Below are 6,168 nucleotides of genomic sequence, written 5' to 3' on the forward strand. Positions count from 1 at the left end.
CGCTGCAAGGCGCCCCCGCGAGGGATCCGAACCGAACCGTTTCTGCGATCCATGCGACGGCAACACGTCCTCCCTGCCCAAGAACGGGCAGGCTTTTTGAGGACTGAGCATGACCGAGACCAACACCGCAATCGACCTGCAGGCCGCCAACGACAATCCCGGTGGCGCGCAGAGCGTGCAGGTCGCGCTGACGCGGCTCGTCGGGCTGATGGCGCGCGCCGAGGCGCTGGCCGCCGCCCGCAAGACCGCTGCGAACACGCAGCGCTGATCGGCCCCCGAGACCAGGAAGGACATTCCCCGATGACAAAACGTGCCGCTGTCTACGCCCGCTACAGCTCGAACCTGCAGAGCCCGACCTCCATCGAAGACCAGGTCGCCATGGCAAAGCGCTTTTGCGATCGTCAGGGCTGGACGATGGTCAATGTGTTCTCGGACTACGAGAAGACCGGCCGGAACACCCGCCGCCCGGGCTTCCAGGCGATGAAGCGTGCCGCGGACAACATGGAGTTCGATATTGTCGTCGTCGAGGATATCGACCGTCTCAACCGCAAACTCACGGATGCTCTCAGGATCTATGACATCCTCACGTTCCAGAGCATCGAATTGCACTCGCTCGAGCAAGGGAAGCAGGACTTCCTGAAGGTCCTGTTCGCGGGCTATGGCGCACAGTTGCTCAGCGAGAAGATCGGCCAGAAAACGCGGAGGGGGATGCAGGGCGCCGTGACACGGCAGCGGCTGCACACCAGCGCCTATGGCTACCGCAAGGTCGAGGTCGAAACCGGTCTCAACCGCGAGATCGACCTCGAGCAAGCGGCGATCGTCCACCGCATCTTCCGCGAGTTTGCGTCGGGAAGGTCCAGCGCGGCGATCGCCGAGGGGCTTAATCTCGACAAGGTCCCCGCCCCGCGGGGCGGAAGCTGGGATGGCTCGACGATCCGGGGCAATCCGGCAACCGGTGAAGGTATCCTGCGCAACCAGCTCTACATCGGTATCGCGAGCGTTTGCCGCAACACGCACACCTATCACCCCGAGACACTCATGAAGAAGATCAGGCCCTCACCCGACAAATTGGTCGAACAGGAGATCCCTGAGCTGCGCCTCATCGAGCAGCCGCTCTGGAATGCGGTGCAAGCCGAACTCGCTCGGCGGGGTGCAGCCACGCCGCGGGCTGCGCGCGCGGCACGTCGCAAGAGCTACCTGCTCTCGGGCCTGCTGATCTGCGGATGCTGCGGAGCGCCCTACGTGATGTCGAACCGGACCAGCTACGGCTGCCGCGAGGCGCGGAAGAAGGCCTGCAACAACACGGTGTTCATCTCACGTCGGCGCATTGAGACCCGAGTGTTCGATGCCCTGCGCCAGGCGTTCCGCTCGCCGGCGCTCATCGCGTCTTTCGAGGCGGCGCTGAAAGCCGAGCGGAAGAAGCTCAGCGGCGGGACTGTCAAAGCCCAACGCGATCGCCTGAAGGCAGCTCTCACGAAGGCCAAAGCCGGCCGCGAGAACATCCTCAACGCAATCGCCGAGGGCGCGCCCTATGCCGCGTTCAAGGCCCGCACGGACGTGCTCGAGCGCGAGATCACGGAGCTGACCACGCGGCTCTCCGACCTCGAAGCCCGGATCGCCCAGAGCGCGGAGGTTCAGGAGGACGCACGTGTGATCTATGAGCGGGCTCTGCAGCAGATGGAGACCCTGCTCTCGGATCCGGAGCTTGTCGACGAAGCCCACGGCTATCTGGCGACACTGATCCAGGAGGTGACGCTGACCCCGGATGAGACCGCGTTGAACGGCATCGCGGCGGTGCTGTCTCTCGCCAGCGGTGTGTTCCCGGATACGGCGAATGCCGCGGACGGCGGGACGCGGATCAGCTGTTGAGGGTCTGAACGTGGATGCGGGGCGGCCGGTGCAGTGGTCGCTCCGGTCGGCGCGGAGCCTCATCGGGGCTTTAGACTTGGCAGAGCACTGGCTGAGCCGGAGCTCGTTGCTTTGGGAAGCCGAGCTTCGCTAGGCGGACCGTGAAAGGCTGAAACGCGCAGGAAGTGGACATATGCCAGAGTCGATCAACGGTGGTCCTTCTCGACGTTACCGGCCCGAAGCCGACCTGCCGCCCTGGAACAGAATGCTGCAGCGCAGTCCATCAAAACTGTCGTTCTCAGCAGCTGCAAACCCGAGCGGGGTCTCAAGCTCTGCTGAGCAGACGAAGCGGTCATCCGACGCGATCAAATCTACGTCTGCTCTAGCCCCCGAGAAACCTTGATCCGGCATCGACGTCCAAGAACGTAAGGGAGCTCAATGGATATCACCAGAGCTTCCGATCCTTACACGCGGCGAAAACGCCACTGAAGATCGACGCAACAGACCCGACGCCGGAGTTCGAGCTTGGCTGGCCCGACGTGGCCCTGCGCGCCGTTACGCTGACACGCTGGAAGATGCAGGCGCGGGGTCACGTCGGGGACTGAGGCGGTCGGCAGGCGTTACCTGATGGCACCGCCTTGCGGTGGGGCGGTGCGCTGCGGTCCGACGCCACCCCCATCGCCGTCGTCATCAACCGGATCGACCGGCTTGGCGACCTCGATGGGCGGGGCCACGTCAGTGGGTTTCAGCGCAAGACCGGACACCACCTGTTTGATCGTCTCCAGCGTCACCAGCTGCACGCCGCTGATCACGTCGCCTTCGACGGTGATCTGTCGCACGCCCTGGAATACAGGGTTCTGCTTTCCGGGACGGCGGTGATTGCTGTCGGTCGGCCCCAGGCACGGAGACTGGATCACCAGCGGGGCAAAACGTTGCCACCACGCGCGCTTGTCGCCTGCATCGGCCAGCGTGTCGGCGTTGGCGGGCACCGACACCTCGGTGAACTGTTCAACCACACCTTCGTGCACCTCTGCGCGTTCCTGTCGGCTGATCTCCGCCAGACCGTCGCTGCGCACGCGCACGTGCACCGGATGGCGAAAATCGCTTTCGATGGTCGTGTAGCTGGCGGCGCGGTTTTCGGTGTGGAAATCGTTGACATATCGGATCGTGTCGCCGTCCGTCTGCAGGCTGACCTCCACATCCTTGTGCACATGCCCGGCCAGGACCATATCCACACCCCGCGCCGCTCCGATCCCGGCAAAGACCCGCATCCAGTCCTGCTTGTTGTTCTGCGCGGTGCCAGAGGCGTTCAGCTCGTTGAGCCTGCCCTTGGCGTAGAAATCCGTACGCGCCGTGGGCCAGTCGTCCTCCAACGGGTGGGGGCGCGTGGAGGCAAGGAAATCCTGGCCCTTGGTCACTGGCACATGACGGTGCAGGAAACTGCGGGTCATCGCCCTCAGATCGTCGCTACCCGCCACCTGGCGCGCCGAGGCGCGGAAGAACCACGGGACTTCATTGCCTTCGGTGTTCAGCGGCGGCGCGTGCATGCCCACGATCACCAGACCGCGCGTCTGCGCGATCATGCGCTGCGTCGACGCGGGATCGATGCGCGATCCGCGCGAATTGGGGGTGCCGGCCAGAAACGCTTCGTTGTCGTCGTTCAGGCCACTTTCGCCAAGCAGCCAATGGCCCATAGTTTCCACAACGCCCTTGTCCGGCCCGGAATCGAGCATCAAAAGCAGGTGATTGTCGCCGATGCTGCGGGAATACTCGGCCTGCGGCGTCAGATGGCTGAAGACGAAGGAAGGCAGGTCTACCGGCGCAACCAGCGCCTCGGCCTCGTCTTGGGACAGGAACCGCCGCTGTCCGCCCTGCAGGTCGCGCGCGTCTTCTTCGAGTAGGTTGAAGCCGCGGTATTCGTGCCGGTCCCGGGAGATCGACTGGGTGGTGCCGAAGATGCCGCCCAGCAGACCGACGGCACCAAGGAAGATCCCCAGCGGACCGCCTGCAAGCGCGCCAAGGGCAATGGCCGCAAGGGCGGCACCATTGATGTACTTGTTGGCGTCGTCGACGCGGAACCGGAAGAACATTGGGAACGCGCGCGGGCGGTAATCGTGGTTGCCGAAGGTCACGAAGACCGGCACCCGCAGCGCTTCGCTGTGCGCGCCATCGCGATCGCGCGCCGGTTCGAGGCCACGCACCAGCCGTTCAAAAAACCGGAAGTTGCCCGCGCCCGCATGGTCCATGTCGTTGTCAAAGATGAAATCGACGATATCTCCAGTGGCGAGGATCAAGTCTAGCCGCCCTTTCGCGTGTTCGTTATTGGCCCAGCGAATGAAGTTGCGCAGGTTATCGTTTGGGTTGGAAAAGGCCCTGACCGCCTCGAGATTGCCGCGCTGCCGCCAGATTTCGGGATAGCCGTCATAGCGGCGTGACACGTGCAGGTCGGTGGCGTGGACCATGCCGAAATGCGTCCAGCTTCGCTTTGAATAGATCGCATGCGGCACCACGTCATAAATCCTATTATCCGTGCCGGGAACATCCGTAGGTGTCATCGACAGGCTGAAGAGCCTGCGGTCGGGTATCGGCCCAGCGAGCTTGCAGGGACCAAGCCTGAGGCGGATGTCGCCGCCCACGATCTCGCGGCTGTCTGCCGACATGTCGAGCGCGTTAAGCTGACGGCTGCCGACCTCGCGCAGTTTGAGATGGTTCAGCGACATCGCCTTGAGCAGTTCCGCAAACTGGCCGGGGGCGAAATCCCGCTCCATCGCCTCGACAAAGGATCGTCTCAGCCGCATCTCAAAAAGGAACGGCAAGGATGTGCCTGGGTCGGTCTTGACCATCGCGGGCTTGCCAAGCATCGCCCCACAATGCAGCCGTAACACGAACGGCTGCGGCACCGCCTCGTGAGATAGTACCACACCGCGTTCGAACCGGGTGAACCGAAATTTCAGCAGTCCGGTCGTGTCGCCGATTGGCAGGCCCAGAGTATTTCCTGCCTCTGTCGGGTCTTCCTCGGCCAGCAGATGATCGCGGTCGACCGCGACGCTGCCTAGCCCCGGCGTGGCGACGAGCGTAGCGAATTCGAACCGCTGGAAGGGAATGCCGTCAGGACTTAGGGCTTCGTCTGCGTCCGGATAGCCAAAGCGCCGCCGCCCGGTGCGGGGGTCGGTGCCCTCTGCGCCGCGCAGGTCATAGCCTCTGGCGATATTGCCCCGCAGGATCGCGGGACCAGTATTGGTGTGCCAATAGACTACGCCGTTTTCGAAACGCTGGTTGAACCCGCCGCTATGGGCTGCCTCGACACCGCCAGCAGGGCGGCCAAGCAACTTTCCTGCGTCGGTCAGGGCCTTGTCAGCGATGGCCCGTTGGGCCTGCAAAAGGGACATGTTGGACCTCCTTGACCCGGATTGTTACCCAACATCATAGCACGTTTAGGTAACTCCGGCGCGGCCCGGGAATTTACATCAAAAGTCCATCCGCTTAGTCCGGCCCGCCTGTCATCAGACGCCAATCTCCAGTGTGCCAGACGACAACCTCAGCAAGCGAACAAAGCAATACTTGGAGGATGACGTAAGGTCAGTGTAAAATGTCAAAGGATAGCGCAATGAGGGCGCGACGCGCCCTAATTTGATCAATCTGATACATCTCGAATGATTTCCAGAGTTCGTAAAAGGGGAGGCGAAGACTAACTTTACATGTGCACAGGTCCGCTCTGGGCCTAGCTTCGTACCTTGCTTGCTCGGCGTCGCGAAGCTTGCTTGAGATTCAAAAGTGCAGTGTCGAGTAGGTCTCTCGAGACATGTTTCTGCTTGTCGCAAAGATCTTTCAGCTATCCATCGGAGGCATCGTCATCGGCGCTATGGCTGTGACCTTGACGATCTCTTTTGCTGCGCTCATTTACACGGGGCCGCTCGCGCCATATCTCGGCAACGGAGCCAATTTTGCGCTCCTCGGAGCTGGCTTGATGGCTGCAATCGGCGCTTTTACATATTCGATTGAGGGTTCAATTGCCAATCCGCAGGACGCCACTGCAGTTGTCCTCGGAGCGGCAGCTGTCGGTATCGCGTCGACAAGCACGCTAGCCCCCGACGCGCTTTTTCCGACAGTTCTGGCCTTGCTTGTCGCTGGGTGCCTCGTGGCGGGCGGTGTCGTCTTCTTGGCCGGTCTTCTCCACCTCGGCTCCTTAGTACGTTATACATGACCTGCTCCCCTGAAAAGTCCGCGGTTTGAAGTTAGCCTGTTCTCCAAACGAGGAGACAGACGATGCGGAAAAGCCGTTTTAGCGAAGAGCAGATCATTGGCATCCTGAAGGAGCAC

Annotated in this window: 4 protein-coding genes; 3 read left to right on the top strand and 1 reads right to left on the bottom strand. The window is 62.3% G+C overall.

Annotation, left to right across the window (positions count from 1 at the left end):
- Positions 1–109 precede the first annotated feature (109 nt).
- Together KUV62_RS22450 and KUV62_RS22455 are read left to right on the top strand one after the other, a co-directional pair.
- Positions 110–268 (top strand): hypothetical protein, encoded by a 159-nt coding sequence (locus KUV62_RS22450; protein WP_222605993.1) that lies wholly within the window; start codon positions 110–112, stop codon positions 266–268.
- A gap of 32 nt (positions 269–300) precedes the next feature.
- Positions 301–1,869 (top strand): recombinase family protein, encoded by a 1,569-nt coding sequence (locus KUV62_RS22455; RefSeq protein ID WP_222605994.1) that lies wholly within the window; start codon positions 301–303, stop codon positions 1,867–1,869.
- A 599-nt stretch (positions 1,870–2,468) separates the two neighbouring features.
- On the opposite strand, the gene KUV62_RS22460 is transcribed toward KUV62_RS22455, so the two are convergent.
- A complete protein-coding gene (locus tag KUV62_RS22460; protein WP_222605995.1) occupies positions 2,469–5,237 on the bottom strand; it encodes a metallophosphoesterase in 2,769 nt (922 codons plus the stop codon).
- A gap of 413 nt (positions 5,238–5,650) precedes the next feature.
- Here KUV62_RS22460 and KUV62_RS22465 point away from each other — a divergent pair, with 413 nt between their 5' ends.
- A complete protein-coding gene (locus KUV62_RS22465; RefSeq protein ID WP_222605996.1) occupies positions 5,651–6,052 on the top strand; it encodes a hypothetical protein in 402 nt (133 codons plus the stop codon).
- Positions 6,053–6,168: the final 116 nt, after the last annotated feature.

The organism is Salipiger bermudensis (assembly GCF_019801965.1).
In the GTDB taxonomy this organism is placed as follows: Bacteria; Pseudomonadota; Alphaproteobacteria; order Rhodobacterales; family Rhodobacteraceae; genus Salipiger; species Salipiger bermudensis_A.

Coding starts and splice junctions, on each gene's coding strand:
- KUV62_RS22450 (WP_222605993.1), top strand. CDS start 110: ATGACCGAGACCAACACCGCAATCGACCTGCAGGCCGCCAACGACAAT.
- KUV62_RS22455 (WP_222605994.1), top strand. CDS start 301: ATGACAAAACGTGCCGCTGTCTACGCCCGCTACAGCTCGAACCTGCAG.
- KUV62_RS22460 (WP_222605995.1), bottom strand. CDS start 5,237: ATGTCCCTTTTGCAGGCCCAACGGGCCATCGCTGACAAGGCCCTGACC.
- KUV62_RS22465 (WP_222605996.1), top strand. CDS start 5,651: ATGTTTCTGCTTGTCGCAAAGATCTTTCAGCTATCCATCGGAGGCATC.